The organism is Massilia sp. 05N420, from assembly GCF_056397205.1.
The window spans coordinates 15437-29725 of sequence record NZ_JBFTMX010000032.1; the positions used below are offsets into that span (position 1 = coordinate 15437).

Sequence of the window (14289 nt, forward strand, 5' to 3'; positions counted from 1 at the left end):
GTCACGCGGACCGGCCCTTCATATTCGAAGGCCGGCCGCGATTCGCCTTCAGTATGCCATGTGTTGCGCGCGTTTGCGCTGTATATACCAAGCGGCAACACCCACCAGGGCTGCGATGCCCAGCGCCGGTTTACCGAGACGCCGCCTACGAATGAAGCCTAGCACGGTTAAGGCGTAAGGCGCCAGCACCGATACACTTGTGCCGGAAGGTTTCAGCAGCATGTCGGCGCGCGCGCGCAGAGCCCAGGTCGCGTGATCGATGACCGAGTGGAACATCACCTCGGGCCGCGCCGCGTGCCTGATCTGGGCGCGCGAATGGGCCACGCCCGCGCGAAAGAACTCGGCGTCGCGCAGCAATGCGCGCTTCTTTTCCTCGTGACTGCGATGGTCGTTTTTCTGCATGTTTTTCCCCTTTTGGCTGGCATGCTTACATCAGCATGTCGCGGTCGTTGCGCAGTTCCTTCATCGTCTCCGGGAACGCAAGCTTGCCCTGCTTCAGCATGGACAGGCCCCTGGCCACCAGGATGCCGGTGATGACGAGGAAGACGACGAACATGACCAGCAGGATCTTCCAGCCCATTTCGTCCCATGCCAGCGCGACGATGGTCGCCGTTCCGTAGGCGAGGGCGAACCAGGTCGCGAGCACGGCCATCGCGAAGATGGCGACGAGTTCGATCAGGTGGTTGCGCACCTCGGTCAGTTCGAGGGCGGCAAGCTCCACACGCGACACCACCAGGCCGAACAGGTTTTTCGCCAGGCCCGTGATCCCACCCATGAGGCCGGGGCTCTGCACGACGGTTTCGTTATTTTCCATGGCTGCCCCCGGCTCGGATTATTTGCGGCCCAGCAGGACACCGATCAGCAGGCCGACACCGGCCGCCGCGGCAACGGTGCGCCACGGATTGTCCTTCACGTAGACATCGGCATTCTTCGCCAGTTCCTTGCCCTTGACCATGGCTTGATCCTTGTACTCGCTGCCCTTGCCCAGCGCCGCATCCAGCATGCGCATGCCACGTGCGCGCAGCTCGTCGGCCTTGGTGCCGGTCAGGGAAGCGGCCGCGGTCAGCAGCGACTGGGCATCCTTGACCAGGGTTTTCATGTCGGTGCCGGCATCGTCCAGCTTGTCGTCGATGTCGGCGGCGTTGGCTTTGGCGCGTACGGAATTGGCGTTGGCGCGGATGGAATCGAGCATGTTGTACTCCTTGTTCTTGGTGGGTTATGGAAAGCGTTCGTGTCAGGCCAGCAGGTCGCGCATGTCGTCGGCGTGTTCCTCTTCGGTGGCGAGGATCTCGACCAGCATGTTCCTGGTGGTCGGGTCCTTGTCGCCGATCGCCTGGATCATCTGGCGGTAGGACTCGATCGCCACGCGCTCGGCGATCAGGTCGGCGCGGATCATCGCCTGCACGTCTTCGGAGTCGTCGTACTCGGCGTGGCTGCGCTGGGTCAGCGTGGCCGGATTGAAGTTCGGCGAGCCGTTCAGCTGGACGATGCGCTCGGCGATGCGGTCGGCATGGTCCTGTTCCTGCTGGGCATGCTCGAGGAACTCGGCCTTGATGTGGCCGGTGTTCGGGCCGCTGACCGTGTAATAGTGGCGCTTGTAGCGCAGCACGCACAGCAGCTCGGTGGCCAGGGCGGCGTTCAGCATCGCGATCACCGCCTCGCGGTCGGCGGCGTAGCCTTCGGTGACGGCGCCGTCCTCGAGGTTGGCGGCCGCACGGCGGATCTCCGCGATGTCGAAGCCGTGGGCCAGCTTGGAAGTCGTCTCGTTCATGGTCAATCTACCCCTTTATCAATAAAACTCAAGCAAAAATCAACGCACCGCCGCTCGCGGCGGAATCGGCGCGTTCTCGTTCGACAGCACGATCTCGACGCGGCGGTTCAGCTGGCGGTTGGAGGCGCTGTCGTTGGACGCCACCGGATAGGCTTCGCCGTAGCCGCGCGTCGCGACGCGCTGGCGCTCCACGCCGAGGCTGGTCAGGGCCTGGGCCACGGATTGCGCACGGCGCTCCGACAGGTCCTGGTTGTGGGCGTGGCTGCCGGTGCTGTCGGTAAATCCTTCGACCAGCACAGTGCGGTCGGGGTTCTGCATCATGACCTCGGCCAGTTTACGCACGGTCGCCATGCCGTTCGCGTTCAGTTCGGCGCGGTCGGTGGCGAACAGCACGTCGCCGATCGTGACCACCATGCCGCGCTCGGTCTTCTGCGCATGCAGCTCGACCAGGATGGCTTCCAGGCGCGCGGCGCGCTCGGCCAGCTGGGCGTTCTGCTGCTGGGCCGCGGCGGCCTGGGCCTGGGCATCCTGGGCCTGCTGCTGGGCGGCGGCGGCCTGGGCATTGGCGGCGGCGGCTTCGCGCTTGGCACGTTCGGCCTCGGCGGTACGGGCTTCCAGCTGCACGCGGTCGCGCTCGCGGCCGGCGTTGGCGATGTCGGCTTCCGCGCTCTTGGCCTTCGCCACTTCCTGGGCGGTGGCGATGCGCTGCTTGGCCACATAGGCCAGGCGGTCGATGGTGTCCAGGCTCTCGCGCTTGGCGGCGGCCTGGTTGGCGCGGTCGAGGGCTTCGCTGGCCTGGCGGAATTCCAGCGGGGCATTGGCCGACACCTGCGGATTATTGCTGGCCGCGACGTAGTCGGCGCGCGCCTCGTCAAGGGTCGGGGTGGTGGTCGGCACGGTGCTGCAGCCGGCCAGCAGCACGGCGCCGGCGAAGATCGCCGATGTCAGAAAATGCGATTTCATCGTGGGTCCTTTCTTCTTATGTGCGCCTGGCGGGCGCGGTTGTCATGAAGCTCGGCTTACTGCTGCTGGTCCGAATTGGCGCGGTCGACTTCCTGGCGCAGCACGCGCAGGTCTTCGTTGAGCTGGTTCGAGGCCGCGGTCGCCTTGGCCGAACTGGCCTTGGCCTGGGCCAGCTTGGCATCGGCCTGGGCCTGCACGGCAAGTTCGCGCGCCAGCTTGTAGTCCTTGGCGGCCAGCGCCTGGTTGGCGCGCATCATCTTGGCGCGCGCCGCGCTGATTTCCTCGGGCGCCAGTTCGGGCGCGCCGGCGCTCACTGCGTTATCGACGGCGTTGTGCGACACCGCGACGGCAGCCGTGGCCGGGGTCTTTTCCGGGCTGGCGCAAGCGGCCAGGCCCAGGACCGCGGCGACCGCGCCTGCCCGCAGCAGCACATTCATCGATTTCATGTCCATCGTGGTTCTCCCTTGAAGAAAGATTGTGTTGGTAACGTTATAAGCCTCATGCGTAAAGTGTTCGGTTCGCTGCCGCACATTGGGCGGTGTCCGGGCAAGACCCATGCCAGTAGGGTGCGGCATCGCACATAGATCGGCGAACCTTTACGTTAATCTGATCTCAACACATCCCACCCGAAGGATTGCCCATGACAACCCGACAGCATGAGGAGAACAAGCCGGCGGACCAGGACAGCCACGGCAAGGCAGCCGGCAAGCACCACGGCGGGCGCGCCATGTCGCGCACGATGAAGACCGTGCTGTGGATCCTCGGCATCCTCATCGCGATTCCGGTGATCGCCATCATCATCCTCCTGACCTTCGACTGGAACCGCGCCAAGCCCTGGCTGAACGCCAAGGTCAGCAACGCCATCGACCGCCCCTTCGCCATCGTCGGCGACCTGTCGGTGCACTGGGAGCGGCCGTCGGAAAGCATCGTTCCGGGCCAACGCACCTGGCGCGACCACATTCCCTGGCCCCACCTGTACGCGAACGACGTGCACGTCGGCAATCCTGAAAACATGCCGAAGGGCGACACCGCCAGCGTACGCCAGTTTTCGTTCTCGCTGAATCCATTTGCCCTGCTCAGCCACACGATCAATATTCCGGTGCTGCGCTTCGACGGCCCGCAGGTCGAGCTGCTGCGTACCGATGCCACGCACTACAACTGGGTCTATAAACACGAGGAAAAGAAATCGACGTGGAAGCTGGACCTCGAGCGCCTGGTGCTGTCGAAGGGCGTGGTCCACATCAAGGACGCGGTCACCGATGCCGACATCACGGCCGACGTCGACACCATCGCCAACGACCCCACCTACGGGATCGGCTTCAAGGTCCATGGCAGCTACAACAAGGCCCCGGTCACGGGCGGGGGCAAGCTAGGGGGCGTGCTGACCCTGAGGGACCAGGACGCGCCCTTCCCGGTCCAGGCCGACGTGCATTCCGGCCCCTACGCGCTGGCGGTCGAAGGCACGGTCACGCGGCCGGCCAAGCTGGCCGGGCTCGACCTGCGCCTGAAGCTGGCCGGTCCCAGCATGGCGCGGCTGTACGCCTTCACCGGCGTGGTACTGCCGGAAACCCCGCCGTTCTCGACCGAGGGCCACCTGATCGGCTCGCTGGGCGGGGCCTCGGACCGCAAGGGTGGGCGCTGGAGCTACGAGAAATTCAAGGGCCGGGTCGGCGAGTCCGACATCGCCGGCAGCCTCACTTTCCAGAGCCAGAAGCCGCGCAACAAGTTGAGCGGTACCGTGCACTCGAACCAGCTGCGCTTTGCCGACCTCGGCCCGCTGATCGGCGCCGACTCGAATGCCAGCAAGCGCAAGCGCGGCGTGGCGCCGGTGCAGCCGGCAAACAAGGCCTTGCCGGTCGAGAAATTCCATACCGAAAAGTGGAAGGTGCTGGACGCCGACGTGCACTTCTCGGCCGACCGCATCGTGAAGACCGCGCAACTGCCGCTCAGCAAACTGAAGACCCACCTGACCCTCGACAACGGCGTGCTGCGCCTGAAGCCGCTGGACTTCGGCATGGCCGGCGGCAGCGTCACCTCGACCGTCACGCTGGATGGCAGCGGCGGCGGCGGCAAGGATGCGATCAAGGCCACGCTCGAGGCCACCGCGCGCGAGATCGAGGTCAAGCAGCTGTTCCCGCAGATCCAGAAGATCCAGCAGGCCACCGCCGGCGACGTGTATGCCCAGGCCAAGCTGACCGCCACCGGCGATTCGGTGGGCGAGATGCTGGCGAAGTCGAACGGCGAAGTGAAGGGCCTGGTCAGCCAGGGCGTGGTCAGCAAGTTGCTGCTCGAGGAAGCCGGCCTGAACGTTGCCAACGTCATCATCACCAAGCTGTTCGGCGACAAGCAGGTGAAGCTGAACTGCCTGGCCTCCGACCTCGACGTCACCAACGGCGTGGCCAAGACCAATACCTTCGTGCTCGACACCGAGGATGCGATCGTCGACATCAATGGCACGGTCAACCTGAGCAGCGAGCAGATGGACCTGCGCGTCAAGCCGGAGACCAAGGCGCTGCGCATCTTCACCCTGCGCACGCCCTTCTACGTGCGCGGCACCTTCAAGCATCCGGACCTGCAGCTCGACAAAAAGGTGCTGGCGCTGAAAGGCGGCGCCGCGGCCGCGCTGGCCATCGTGGCCGCGCCGGCCGCCGCCCTGCTCCCGCTGATCAACACCGGTCCGGGCAAGGACAGCCCCTGCGCCGCACTGCTGGCCGAGGCCGGCGCCAAGCCGCAGGCGCCGCCGCCGGGCAAGCAGAAACGTTGAGCACGGTAGTGTGAGATGTCGTACAGACCATGGATGTGTGCGGAAGTAATCTGTCATCACTGCATCACGCAACAAGACCAGGAAGGAAGATGAAGCAATTCGGATGTACCGCGACGCTGCTGGCCGCCTTGGTGCTGGGCCCGGTGACCGTCTCGGGATGCGCCTCGACCGGGGAACATGCCGGCCAGGCCATCGACGACGCCACCATCACGACCGGAGTCAAGGCAGCCATCAACGGGGATCCGAACCTGAAGGTTTCCGAGCTCGAAGTGGAAACCGGACAGGGAGTCGTCCAGCTGAGAGGATTCGTCAGCTCGGCGGACGATGTGGCGGCAGCAGCAGCGGCTGCCCGCACAGTAAAGGGCGTGAAGTCGGTCAGGAATGACCTGCGCTTGAGATAAAAAACCCACCGTAAGGAGATCATCATGAAAACCATCAAACAACTCGTCGTGACCGCTTCGCTGGCAACCGTCGCACTGGGCCTGACCGGCTGCGCCGGCATGTCCAACCAGGACCGTAACACCGCCGTYGGCGCCGGCGTCGGCGCCGTGGCAGGCTCGGTCCTGACCGGCGGCAGCGCCGTCGGCACCGTGGGCGGCGCAGCCGTCGGCGGCGTGATCGGCAACCAGACCAGCAAGACCCACTAAGCCGATCCGCGGTCCGGTTCACGCAAAGGCAAACGCCCCGTTTCGACGGGGCGTTTTACTTTTGGAAGCCGCCCTCCGAAAGAAAGGCTAAAACAGTTTATACGATTTATACGGTTTATACGAACAGCGGCGCGGGTATGCCGGCGCCGGCTTCGCGCACGATCTCGTAGCAGGTGCAGGCCGCCTGGGCCAGCCCTTCCGGGTCGAGGATCTCGATATTGCCGCGGCTGTAGTTGATCAGTCCCTGCTGCTGCAGGGCGCTGGCGGCCTTGGTGACGCCGACCCGGCGCACGCCCAGCGCGTGGGCGAGGAATTCGTGGGTCAGGTGGAAGCGGTCGGACTGCAGGCGGTCGCGGGTGACCAGCAGCGAGCGCGCCAGGCGCGCCTCCAGCACGTGGTAGCGGCTGCAGACGGCAATCTGGATGGCCTGGGCCAGCAGGGTGTCCGTGTAGCGGTACAGCACGCGCTGCAGGGTCGGGCTGCGTGCGAAGGCTGCGCGGAACAGGCTGGCGTCGATACGGCTGGCGCTGCCGGCGCGCTGGACCACGGCGCGCACCTGGGTGGTGTCGTGGCCGAGGGCGACGGTGGCGCCCAGCATGCCTTCGCGGCCGACCAGGCCGACCTCCAGGGTCATGCGCACTTCGGCCACCGCCATCATCGAGATCAGGCAGTCGTGCGGGAAGTAGATGTGGCGGATGGCGTCGCCGGGCTCGCACAGCACGGCCCCGACCTCCACCTGGACCTGGTCGAGCGCCGGGAGCATGCGGGCCAGGTCTTCCGGAGGAAGCGCGGCCAGCAACTGGTTGGCGTTATGCTCAGCGACCATGGGTGCAGCAGGAGAATTCATCGGACCCTCGCGGTTGGACGCCAGGGCAATTCTGCGGCTGACGTCGCGGTATCATTTGCTAACAACTTTTGGTCAGCGTACCGGCCCGGCCGGGGGAAGTATGTACGGTGACGCACGGAACCTGGTGTTGTTGACAGGGACAATGGTCAAACCGGACTGAAGAAAAAAAGGACCAGCCATGAACACACACCAGACACCCCCAACACGCGTCGGACAGCACCCTCTCCTGATCCTGGCGGCGCTCGCCGTGATCCTGTTCTGCGCGGTCGGCACCGCGGCCATCATGGGCTGGCTGCCGTCGTCGAAAGGCGGCACGGCGCGCGGGATGGCACCCGCCAGGAGCGAATTGAGCGACGCCGACCGCGCCGCCCTCAACGCCAGCCTGCAGCAACCCGGCCAGCCGGGCTACACGGCGCCGGGCACRCTGCCGCCGGCCTACCCGGCCCAGGCCGCGGTCGGCAGCTATGTGCCGGCAACGCCCAGCACCACCGCCCCGCTGCCGGCCGCCCCGGCCAGCTCGATCGCACCGACCACCGCCAGCGCCTACCCGCCGGGCTATGCGGCGCCGGCCACCGGCGCATACGGCACTAGCGCCGCGGGCAGCGCCGCCTCCGGCTACGACGAACCGGCGCCGGTGCGCGAGAGCTATCCGAAAGCCAGGACCCCGGCCCGCGTGGCCCAGGCGGAATCCGCGGGCAACTGGTGCGGCAACTGCGGCAACGTCGAATCGATCCGCCAGATCACGACCCGCGCCCAAGGCAGCGGCGTGGGCGCGGCCGGCGGCGCCATCCTCGGCGGCCTGCTGGGCAACCAGGTCGGCAGCGGCCATGGACGCCAGCTGGCGACGGTGGCCGGCGCGGTCGGCGGCGCCGTGATGGGCAACCAGGTCGAAGGCAATATGAAGGCCAGCCACAGCTACGAGATCCGGGTCCGCCTGGACGACGGCACCCTGCGCACCTTCCACCAGCAGAACGCGCCCCAATGGCGTACCGGCGACCGCGTCCGCATCGTCAAGGGGGCGCTGCGCGCCGCATAGTCGAACCGGATAACGCACCAGAACAGTGCCCGGCCATGCAGGACGGGTCATGGAAAACGGGGCTGCGGCCCCGTTTTTGTTTTCTTTTTCGCAATGTGCGCTAGCGCACGGAACGCGGCCGTACGGCGGTCAAGAATCGATTCACGCCGGCAGGACGGCGGAGAACATCCACACGAAAGGGAGTCCAATGAACAGCATCGCATGGATCGGGATCATCCTCTGGGGTCTGCTTCTCACCTGTTTCGGCCTCGTCAGCGCCGGTCCGGCGCCCCAGCCCGGCAGCGCCGACATCGCCGCCCACGACGTGTTCTTCGTGATCACCGGCGGCATGCTGACTTGCCTGATCGGTTTCATCGGCCTGATGGGCTTCATGGGCTGGGTTCCGGGATTGCGAAAAGAACAAAAAAGCGCAGCTTAATGTACGTCAGCGAACGGAGCATATGGATGGATCCCGGGATACTGAACTCACGGCAAAGACATCGCCGGTTCATTCGAAGAGGACACTATCATGCTCTACACTATCGCTGTCATTCTCATTATTCTGTGGCTGCTTGGTCTGGTCACTTCCTACACCGTCGGCGGCTTCATCCACATCCTGCTGGTCGTTGCCGTCATCATGATCCTGGTGCGCCTGATCAGTGGACGCGGAATATAAGACCCGTCACGCAACATTCTGCAAGACCGCGCGGTCCGTTTCGCGGTCGTGCCCTGTTGACGGGCGCGACCTCGAAACGGATATTTCTTTGTAAGGAGAACACCATGCACACTGCTTTCATCCGGTCGACATTGTGCGCGACCGTATTCRCCGTCGCCGCCAGCGGCTGCGCGGACATGAATGCCACCCAGCGCGGCACCGCCACCGGCGCCGGCGTCGGCGCGGGCCTCGGTGCCATCCTCGGCGCCAGCACGGGCGGGGGCGGCAGCGGCCGCGCCACCCGTGGCGCAGTGCTGGGCGGCCTGGCCGGCGCGGTGGCCGGCAACGTCTGGTCCAAGCACATGGAGCAGCAGCGCCAGGCGATGGAACAGGCGACCCGCGGCACCGGCGTGCAGGTCTCGCAGACCGCCGACAACCGGCTCAAGCTCGAGATCCCGAGCGACATCTCGTTCGACACCAACCGCGCCGACATCAAGCCGAATTTCCGGCCCATCCTCGAGCGCTTCGCCACCACCCTGAACGAGAATCCGGGCACCTACGTGACCATCATCGGCCACACCGACAATACCGGCGGCGACCAGATCAACCAGCCGCTCTCGCTCGACCGCGCCGCCCATACGCGCGACTACCTCACCGCGCGCGGCATCGATCCGAACCGCATCACGGTCGAGGGCCGCGCCGCCCGCGAGCCGGTCGCTTCCAACGACGATCCTGCCGGCCGCGCGCGCAACCGCCGCGTCGAGATCTTCGTGAACGAGCCGAACCGCGCCGGCTGAACCCTGCCGGGCGCCGTGCCGCCAGGGCGGCGCCCGCTGTACCCCAAACGCATAAGTTCACATTTTGCGGCGCAGCGCAAGATCCTCTCCCCCCTCGTCGTTCCGCCTCCGCACACAAGCAAACATCCAGGCTCCGGCAGACATCTCCGGGCAGCTTGATATATATGCATAAGTTTTTCTTATGCATATACGGAAATATTTACATCTGCGCATAGCATCATTACCTGTCTTTATACCTGTTGCAAGATGCACACAAAAAAAGTCCTCCGATTTGACTTTTTCACATGAGAAATGTTCTTATCGTCCCCCTTGGCTGGTCTTTACCCGCCGAGGTCGATAAGAGAAGCCCCCGGCTTCGAGATTAAGTATTGGAGAGATTTTGACTAAGCAAATCGCAGTTAAGCACAGCGTCCTCGCTGTCGCCCTCACCCTGGCAGCGCCAGGCTTCGTGTTCGCGCAAGCCGAACAGGCGTCCGTCCAGAAGGTGTACGTGACCGGTTCGAACATCAAGCGTGCCGACAAGGAAGACTCCTCGCCGATCACCGTGATGACCGCCAAGGAAATCACCGCGACCGGTGCCAACACCGTCGCCGAACTGCTGCACAACATCCCGGCCTTCGGTTCGGGTACCGCGAATGACATCCGCGACGACAACGGCTTCTCGAAAGGCGCGTCGACCGCGTCCCTGCGCAACCTGGGCACCTCGTCGACCCTGATCCTGCTGAATGGCCGCCGCATTGCCGCCTCGGCCTATGCCGATCCGAACCAGGGCAAGTCGACCATTTATGACCTGAACAGCATCCCGGTGTCGGCCATCGCCCGCGTCGAAGTGTTCAAGGATGGCGCCTCGGCCGTGTACGGCTCCGACGCGATCGCCGGCGTCGTCAACTTCATCACCAAGGATGACTACCAAGGCGGCGAAATTTCCGCCTCGGTCGCTGCCAACGACAATGGCGAGTTCAACCGCAACAACATCAGCGGCTCGGTCGGCTTCGGCGACCTCGACAAGGACCGTTTCAATGCCCTGCTCAGCTTCGACGTCTCGCAGCGCGGCCGCACCGGCATCAAGGATGTCAAGGACATCGAGCAGGACCAGTACGCGGCGATCAACTACCGCCTGAACGACTACAGCAGCTACGTCTCGAACAACCCGTTCATCTTCCGCCAATCGGCCCCGGGCGCAGCCTTCTCGACCAGCGCCGCCGCCGGCCGCTACATCAGCAACAGCACCGCCGGCTGCGTCGGCAAGGTCATCACCGGCGGTCCGGAGCACGGCATCGGCATCACCAACACCTCGATGCTGACCGGCCGTTCGTTCTGCAGCTTCGACACCAACGAGTACCAGGAAGCGCAGTCCAAGGGCACCGACGTCAACCTGCTGTCGCGCATCACCGTCAAGCTGGGCGAGAACGTGACCTCGTTCACCGAGATCGGCTTCTCGCGCGTCGAGCGTGAATACACCGGCGCACCGAAGACCATCGCGTCGACCACCCCGACCACCGTGTTCCGCGTCAACGGCCTGCCGACCAGCTACCAGCTGCTGCTGCCGTCGGGCCACCCGGACAACCCGTACACCGGCTACAGCGCTGCGGCAGCGTTCCGCTTCGTCGGCACCAACGGCGGCTCCGAGACCGTCAACAAGACCTACCGCTTCCTGACCGGCCTGAAAGGCACCGCCGGGGCCTTCGACTGGGAAACCGGCCTGCTGTACAACCGCGCAGAGCGTGACGACCTGGGCCATGGCTACCTGTACTTCCCGGTCGTCAACCGCATCGTGACCGAAGGCCGCACCATCGCTGCGACCATCGCCGATCCGAACGCGGTGCGTGACGTCGACAACACCGGCTTCTCGCAAGTCACCCAGCTGGACGCCAAGGCCTCGACCTCGTTCGGCAAGCTGGCCGGCGGCGAAATCGGCCTGGCCTTCGGCGGCGAAATCCGCCAGGAAAAACTGGGCCTGACCTCCGATCCGGAACTGGCAAGCGGCAACATCATCGGCCTGTCGAACTCGGTCCTGCAAGGCCAGCGCGTGGTCAAGTCGGGCTTCGTCGAACTGCGTACGCCGTTCACCAAGACCTTCGAGATGGACTTCGCCGGTCGCGTCGACAAGTACCCGACCGCACGCAGCTTCGTGCCGAAGGTCGGCGCCAAGTGGGAAGCGACCGACAAGGTCACCTTCCGCGGCTCCTTCGCCAAGGGCTTCCGCGCACCGGCGCTGTCGCAAGTGTCGCCGGGCGGCGTACAGTCGTTCAACAACGGCTTCGCCGATCCGATCCGCTGCCCGGACGGCCGTACGCCGGTAGCAGGCGCCGATCCGCTGGACTGCTCGCGCAGCATCTCGTCGATCTCGGCTCCGAACCCGAACCTGAAGAACGAAACCTCGAAGAGCTACTCGTTCGGCGCGATCATCAACCCGACCAAGAACGTCGACCTGCTGATCGACTACTACCGCATCCGCAAGGAAAACGAGACCGCGCTGCTGTCGTCGACCTTCGTGGCCCAGCACCCGGACCTGTACCCGGGCCTGGCCGTGCGTGACAACAACAACCTGGTCGACGCGAGCGGCAAGCCGATCCCGAACTCCGGCCAGCTGCTGGCGATCAACCGTACCTTCGTCAACCAGGGCAGCACCGACACCTCGGGCATCGACGTCGAAGCCGCACATCGCCTGAACCTGGGCGAGATGGGCCGCATCACGACGCGCGTGAACTACAGCTACACGCTGACCTTCAAGCGTGCCGAGCGTCCGGGCGAAGTGTCGCACAACCTGGTGGGCACCAACGGCGGTCTGTCCGACTGGGCCACCTCGGTCGGCGACATCCCGCGTCACCGCCTGAACGTCGCGTCGACCTGGACCTACGGCAACCACGCAACGACCCTGTCGGCCGACTACGTCTCCGACATCTCGCTGATGCGCCGCTACGACAACGACGTGACCTACCCGCAGCCGTACTGCCACTACGGCAAGGGCCAGCCGTCGACCGCTTACTCGCTGGGCGGCCTGCCGAACTTCGGCCTGACGAACGCGGATTGCAACGTCGACGAATGGCTGACCTTCGGTGCCGCCTACTCGTACACCGGCTTCAAGAACTGGACCCTGTCGGCGAACATCCGCAACCTGTTCGACACCAAGGCCCCTTACGATCCGCGTGAAGCAGTCACCGGCTTCAACACCCAGCTGCACAATGGCATGGGCCGTTACTTCCGCCTGACCGCTTCGTACAAGTTCAAGTAATCTGCTGAACGCTTGAACGTCTAGTACGATCGAAAGCCGCCCCGCGCAAGCCGGGCGGCTTTTTTCGTGGCCGCGGTGTATGCTCGGCCGGCATATCACCAGGAGACGCCATGGCAGAACCACGCATCCGCATCGCCGGCGAGGAGATCCTCTCCGACGATTTCTATCCGCTCAAGAAGGTCACCTACGAACAGCTGCGCCGCGACGGCGGCTGGCAGGAGCAGCAGCGCGAAGTCTACGACGCCGCCAGCGGCGCCGCCGTGCTGCTGTACAACCGCGAACGCCGCACCGTGGTGCTGACGCGCCAGTTCCGGCTCGGCGCCCGCCTCAGTGCGCCCATCGGCGGCCACGACGGCTTCTTGCTGGAGGCCGTCGCCGGGGTGCTGGACGACGATGCGCCGCCCGAAGAGCGCGCCAGGATCGAGGCCCGCGAGGAAACCGGCTACGAGATCGAGCGCCTTGACGCCGTGATGCAGCTGTTTCCGAGTCCCGGCTCGCTGACCGAGAAGATCCACCTGTTCGTCGCCGAGTACGATCCGGCGCGCCGCAGCGGCGACGGCGGCGGCAAGGCCGAGGAAGGCGAAGACATCGAGGTGATCGAGATGGACTTCGACGATGCGCTGGCGCTGATCGACACCGGCGGCATCGTCGACGCCAAGACCGTGCTGCTCATGCTGCACCTGGAGCGCCGCGTGCTGGGCCGGCACGAAGCCTCCTGACCCGTTTCCCCCCATTGGTGGTGCTGCCGGGAAACCGGCGCGCCCGCCACAATGCATTCCAGTTACAGGAGAACATCCCCCATGAAGACCCTTGCCCTGATCCTTTCGGCTTGCGCGGCCGCACTGGCGCTGCCGGCCGGCGCCCAGAACCTCAATATGAAACCCGGGCTCTGGGAGCTGAGCAACAAGGTCAGCTCCTCCGACGGCCAGATGCAGTCGGCCATGGCCGAGATGCAGAAGCAGCTCGCCAATATGTCGCCGGAACAGCACAAGGCCATGCAGCAAATGATGGAACGCAACGGCGTGCAGATGAACGTCGGCGCCGGCGGCGCCCTCACCTCGCGCATGTGCATGACCAAGGAAATGATCCAGCGGAAGGAATTTCCAGTTCAGGAAGGCGACTGCAAGCAGAAACTGACGCCGGTCTCCGGCAACAGGATGAAGGTCGCCTTCAGCTGCAGCAAGCCACCGGCCAGCGGCGAAGGCGAAATGAGCTTCGACAGCGACACCAGCTACCGCGCCCAGATGCACGTCAAAGGCAACGACGGCGGCAGGCAACAGACAGTGGACATGGACGTCGCCGGCAAATGGCTGGGCGCCGACTGCGGCAATCTCCGACCAATCAGCATCCCGCAAGCGCAATAGCAGCAACGACCCCCACGGGATTTGGCCAGGACTGGTTCGCCAGCCTGGCCTTTTTTACTCCCCAAATTCGGGGTCAGAGCACATTATTCCGCTAATTCGGGGTCAGAGCACTTTTTGGGCAATATCTCAGCCGTAAAAAATGATGCCCCTATGTTGCCCCTGGCCTGGTGGCGCCCCTGCTCCGCCCGATGTCTTAGCCGCATGGCCATTGATCGAAAAAGCGCTCTGACC

Annotated in this window: 17 protein-coding genes; 10 read left to right on the forward strand and 7 right to left on the reverse strand. The window is 64.9% G+C overall.

Going from position 1 to position 14289, the window contains the following annotated elements; genetic code table 11:
* Positions 1 to 48 precede the first annotated feature (48 nt).
* The 6 genes from AC1DIX_RS19345 to AC1DIX_RS19370 all read right to left on the reverse strand — a co-directional run bounded on the left by AC1DIX_RS19345 (position 49) and on the right by AC1DIX_RS19370 (position 3186).
* A complete protein-coding gene (locus tag AC1DIX_RS19345) occupies positions 49 to 402 on the reverse strand; it encodes a hypothetical protein (protein ID WP_442124098.1) in 354 nt (117 codons plus the stop codon).
* Positions 403 to 427: 25 nt separating this feature from the next.
* Positions 428 to 814, reverse strand: coding sequence for a phage holin family protein (locus AC1DIX_RS19350; RefSeq protein WP_442124097.1), 387 nt, complete (start codon positions 812 to 814; stop codon positions 428 to 430).
* Positions 815 to 832: 18 nt separating this feature from the next.
* Positions 833 to 1099 carry an ElaB/YgaM/YqjD family protein gene (locus AC1DIX_RS19355; protein ID WP_442124134.1) on the reverse strand — a complete coding sequence of 89 codons (267 nt, stop codon included), beginning with the start codon at positions 1097 to 1099 and terminating at the stop codon, positions 833 to 835.
* 135 nt (positions 1100 to 1234) lie between these two features.
* On the reverse strand, positions 1235 to 1771 hold the full coding sequence (locus tag AC1DIX_RS19360) for a ferritin-like domain-containing protein (protein ID WP_477326590.1): 537 nt from the start codon (positions 1769 to 1771) through the stop codon (positions 1235 to 1237).
* Positions 1772 to 1810: 39 nt separating this feature from the next.
* Entirely contained in the window at positions 1811 to 2734 is a 924-nt protein-coding gene (locus tag AC1DIX_RS19365) for an OmpA family protein (RefSeq protein WP_442124095.1), read from the reverse strand.
* A gap of 56 nt (positions 2735 to 2790) precedes the next feature.
* Entirely contained in the window at positions 2791 to 3186 is a 396-nt protein-coding gene (locus AC1DIX_RS19370) for a DUF4398 domain-containing protein (RefSeq protein WP_477326592.1), read from the reverse strand.
* A 188-nt stretch (positions 3187 to 3374) separates the two neighbouring features.
* Here AC1DIX_RS19370 and AC1DIX_RS19375 point away from each other — a divergent pair, with 188 nt between their 5' ends.
* The 3 genes from AC1DIX_RS19375 (at position 3375) to AC1DIX_RS19385 (ending at position 6145) form a co-directional block, all read left to right on the forward strand.
* Positions 3375 to 5498, forward strand: a complete 2124-nt coding sequence (locus tag AC1DIX_RS19375) for an AsmA family protein (RefSeq protein ID WP_477326594.1) — start codon at positions 3375 to 3377, stop codon at positions 5496 to 5498.
* Between the two features lie 89 nt (positions 5499 to 5587).
* Complete coding sequence (locus tag AC1DIX_RS19380; RefSeq protein WP_442124093.1) at positions 5588 to 5899, forward strand: BON domain-containing protein; 312 nt, start codon at positions 5588 to 5590, stop codon at positions 5897 to 5899.
* A gap of 24 nt (positions 5900 to 5923) precedes the next feature.
* Positions 5924 to 6145, forward strand: coding sequence for a glycine zipper 2TM domain-containing protein (locus AC1DIX_RS19385; RefSeq protein ID WP_442124092.1), 222 nt, complete (start codon positions 5924 to 5926; stop codon positions 6143 to 6145).
* 115 nt (positions 6146 to 6260) lie between these two features.
* Here AC1DIX_RS19385 and AC1DIX_RS19390 read toward each other — a convergent pair whose 3' ends face one another.
* Entirely contained in the window at positions 6261 to 6992 is a 732-nt protein-coding gene (locus tag AC1DIX_RS19390) for a Crp/Fnr family transcriptional regulator (RefSeq protein WP_477326596.1), read from the reverse strand.
* A gap of 178 nt (positions 6993 to 7170) precedes the next feature.
* Between AC1DIX_RS19390 and AC1DIX_RS19395 the strand changes: the two genes are divergently transcribed.
* The 7 genes from AC1DIX_RS19395 (at position 7171) to AC1DIX_RS19425 (ending at position 14058) form a co-directional block, all read left to right on the forward strand.
* Positions 7171 to 8028 (forward strand): outer membrane lipoprotein, encoded by an 858-nt coding sequence (locus AC1DIX_RS19395; protein WP_477326598.1) that lies wholly within the window; start codon positions 7171 to 7173, stop codon positions 8026 to 8028.
* 187 nt (positions 8029 to 8215) lie between these two features.
* Entirely contained in the window at positions 8216 to 8446 is a 231-nt protein-coding gene (locus AC1DIX_RS19400) for a hypothetical protein (protein WP_442124089.1), read from the forward strand.
* Positions 8447 to 8536: 90 nt separating this feature from the next.
* Positions 8537 to 8683, forward strand: a complete 147-nt coding sequence (locus AC1DIX_RS19405) for a lmo0937 family membrane protein (RefSeq protein ID WP_105378160.1) — start codon at positions 8537 to 8539, stop codon at positions 8681 to 8683.
* Positions 8684 to 8787: 104 nt separating this feature from the next.
* Positions 8788 to 9459, forward strand: a complete 672-nt coding sequence (locus tag AC1DIX_RS19410) for a YiaD family glycine zipper/OmpA-like lipoprotein (protein WP_477326600.1) — start codon at positions 8788 to 8790, stop codon at positions 9457 to 9459.
* Between the two features lie 379 nt (positions 9460 to 9838).
* The gene (locus tag AC1DIX_RS19415) at positions 9839 to 12694 is read left to right on the forward strand and encodes a TonB-dependent receptor plug domain-containing protein (protein ID WP_477326602.1); all 2856 of its coding nucleotides are present in this window, start codon (positions 9839 to 9841) and stop codon (positions 12692 to 12694) included.
* A 110-nt stretch (positions 12695 to 12804) separates the two neighbouring features.
* Positions 12805 to 13413: an NUDIX domain-containing protein gene (locus tag AC1DIX_RS19420; protein ID WP_477326604.1), complete on the forward strand. Its 609-nt coding sequence runs from the start codon at positions 12805 to 12807 to the stop codon at positions 13411 to 13413.
* Between the two features lie 81 nt (positions 13414 to 13494).
* Positions 13495 to 14058 (forward strand): DUF3617 domain-containing protein, encoded by a 564-nt coding sequence (locus AC1DIX_RS19425; RefSeq protein WP_477326606.1) that lies wholly within the window; start codon positions 13495 to 13497, stop codon positions 14056 to 14058.
* Positions 14059 to 14289 lie beyond the last annotated feature (231 nt).